The organism is Mesorhizobium sp. M7A.F.Ca.CA.002.04.1.1 (assembly GCF_004022805.1).
Lineage (GTDB): Bacteria > Pseudomonadota > Alphaproteobacteria > Rhizobiales > Rhizobiaceae > Mesorhizobium > Mesorhizobium ciceri.
The window spans coordinates 1-3,044 of sequence record NZ_RZPL01000685.1; the positions used below are offsets into that span (position 1 = coordinate 1).

At 62.2% G+C, this 3,044-nt stretch carries 2 protein-coding genes and 1 pseudogene; 1 reads left to right on the top strand and 2 read right to left on the bottom strand.

From position 1 onward, the window contains the following. The coding region (locus ENZ75_RS26740) for an MOFRL family protein (RefSeq protein ID WP_281061289.1) at window positions 1-336 on the top strand (336 nt) is incomplete at its 5' end. 51 nt (window positions 337-387) lie between these two features. Here ENZ75_RS26740 and ENZ75_RS26745 read toward each other — a convergent pair. Then, entirely contained in the window at window positions 388-1,845 is a 1,458-nt protein-coding gene (locus ENZ75_RS26745; RefSeq protein ID WP_063169829.1) for a UdgX family uracil-DNA binding protein, read from the bottom strand. Between the two features lie 2 nt (window positions 1,846-1,847). Continuing rightward, window positions 1,848-3,044 (bottom strand): annotated as a pseudogene (locus tag ENZ75_RS26750) (putative DNA modification/repair radical SAM protein); the annotation flags it as partial.

The window sequence follows — 3,044 nt, forward strand, 5'->3', positions numbered from 1 at the left end:
ATCCTGTCGGGCGGCGAGACAACCGTGACGCTGCGCACAAACGTCAAGGGCGGCCGCAATTCGGAATTCCTGCTCGCCTTCGCCATCGGCATCAATGGCGTCGACGGTATCAATGCGCTGGCCGCCGACACTGACGGCATCGACGGTTCGGAAAACAATGCCGGTGCCTTTGCCGATGCTTCGACCGTGTCGCGCATGCGCGCTGCCGGGGTGGACGCCAAGGCTATGCTTGCCGGCAACAATGCCTGGACGGCCTTCAACGCGGTTGACGATCTCTTCGTACCCGGCCCGACCGGTACGAATGTCAACGATCTCAGGGCAATTCTGATCAGGTAGCCGCAGCAATTCCAGGAAGGTTTTCTGTCCGGAATCGCGCAAAACAGACAATCAGGCGGCCATCAGCCGCTTCACCAGCTTCATGTCCTGCAGGAACCGTTCGCGTTCAGCCTCCTTGTCCGCGGGTTCGCGGATGCGCAGGATGAAGGAGGGATGGATGGTGATGAACACGCGCAATCCGTCCTCGCGCTCGATCACTTGTCCGCGCATCTTTGTCACCGGAATCGCCTTGCCGAGCAGCGACATCGCCGCTGTCGCGCCGAGTGCCACGGCGAGGTTCGGCTTGATCAGCTCGAATTCTTGGTCGATCCACCAGCGGCAGGCCTGAATCTCACCGGAATTCGGTTTGGAGTGGATGCGGCGCTTGCCGCGCGGCTCGAACTTGAAGTGCTTGACCGCGTTGGTGACATAGACCTTTTGCCGGTCGACACCGGCATCGTCCAGGATCGCATCGAACACCTTGCCGGCCGGACCCACGAAAGGTTTGCCGGCGAGGTCCTCCTGATCCCCCGGCTGTTCGCCGACGAAGATCACCTTGGCATTGTCAGGGCCTTCACCGAAGACGGTCTGCGTCGCGTCGCGCCACAGCGGGCAGCGGCGGCAGCCTTTCGCTGCCTCGCGCAATTCCGGAATCGTGCTTGCATCATCTTCCGGTGCTTCGACGGGCTGCTTCGGCCAATGCCGTGCCTGCACCTTTGCGTGGTGCGGCGCGGGTGTTGTCGGCATCTTCGCAATCATGTCCTTGGCGGCCTTGTCCGCTCCTGCGATCATGTCTGGAATGAGCGAGGCCTCGGGAAGGTTCCGCCAATATTTCTTCGGCATCTCCTTCTGCATGGTTTTCACCTTCAATCGCGCCGGGTTGAAGATGTTCTCGAAATAGGTGCGCCAGAGCGCCTCGGTATCGTCCTGATCAGGCGCATCGCCCTTGGCCGCGCCCGGCCCGATCGCCAGCCTTTCGCCATCCCAGTCGGCAGAGGCATAAGGGGTCAGGATCGTCCAGCGCATGCCGGTGAAACGTCTGACGAAGAAATCGGCGTTGCGCTCGACGATGAAATGATCCGGCTCGAACCAGGCGACATAGCGCTCATCGGCACCGTCGCCGATTTTCCGGAAACGTACGAAGGCGTGCATCTTGTGGCTGTCGCGCCGCACCGCCTTCTCCATGGCCTCGAGCCGCCTGGTGTCGGAATCCGACGCGATTTCCAGCAGTTTAGCTTCGTCGCGCAATCGCCACAGCATTCGGTAGAGAAAGGCAAACCGGCCGGGATCGGAATGGCAGAACGCCGTTTCGGCATGCCCGAGGAAGTCGCGCGGCACGACGAGTTGCGCGCCCGCAGGCACTTCAGGCAATTGTGCCTGATCAGAGCCTGGCGCGACATGCCAGTCGACGTCCTCGGGCCTGACCTCATTCAAGGCCAGCCGCCGTGCCGCGTCACGCCAGCCGGCAAAATCCGTCTCGCTGTCGAGCCGAACTCTGTATCTGGCGAGATCGAGTTCCGCCGGCCGCATGATCAGAACAACGATAATTGTTCGCAGGAGTGGACGATCCTGTCGCGCAGGCCGGCCTTGTCGGTCAGCGCACCAGGCGACCAGCCTTCGGCGATGATGAAGGGCCTGAGCTTGGCGATCGACTGGCAGAACCGCCCGACATCCTCGAGCCGCATGCGCCGGTGCCGGCGCGTCTCCAAAATCTTCGCCACCACCTTGGTGCCGAGACCCGGCACCCGCAGCAGCGCTTCGCGGTCGGCGCGATTGATGTCGACGGGAAACTGCCCCCGGTTGCGCAGTGCCCAGCCCAGCTTCGGGTCGATGGCGAGATCGAGCATGCCGTCGCTGCTGCCGGCGAGGATTTCCGGTTGCGAAAAGCCGTAAACCGCATCAGCCAGTCGGCCTGATAAAGCCGGTGCTCACGCATCAGCGGCGGCTTCTGCAGGGGCAGCGACGACGACGAATCCGGAATCGGACTGAAGGCCGAGTAATAGACCCGCCGCAGATGGTAGCTGCCATAGAGCCGGGCGCTCGTGTGCAATATGCCGTCGTCGGATGTCTTGTCGGCGCCGATGATCATCTGCGTCGACTGGCCGCCCGGCGCAAAGCGTTCGCGCTTTTTGGTCTTCAAAGTCGGCTCGGCCTTCTCCTCCATCTTCTGGCGCAGCCTGGCCATGGAAAGCCGGATTGTCTCCGGCTTCTTCTCGGGCGCCAGCCGCTTCACACCCTCGTCGGTCGGCAGTTCGACATTGATCGACAGCCGGTCGGCATAGAGACCGGCCTGCTCGACCAGTTCGGCCGAGCTTTCCGGGATGGTCTTCAAATGGATGTAGCCGGAGAATTTCTCCTCCAGGCGCAGCCGGCGCGCCACCTCGACCATCTCGCCCATGGTCTCGTCCGGCGAGCGAACGACACCCGAGGACAGGAACAGGCCTTCTATGTAGTTGCGCCGGTAGAAATCCATGGTCAGCTTCACCACCTCGTCGATGCCAAAGCGGGCGCGCCGCACATTGGACGACGATCGGTTGATGCAGTAGCTGCAATCATAGATGCAGAAATTGGTCAGCAGGATTTTCAGCAGCGAAATGCAGCGGCCGTCCGGCGCGTAGGAATGGCAGATGCCCATGCCCTCGGTGGAGCCGATGCCGCCTGATTCCAGCGAGTCCTTTTTCGCCGCACCCGACGAGGCGCAGGACGCATCGTATTTGGCGGCATCGGCT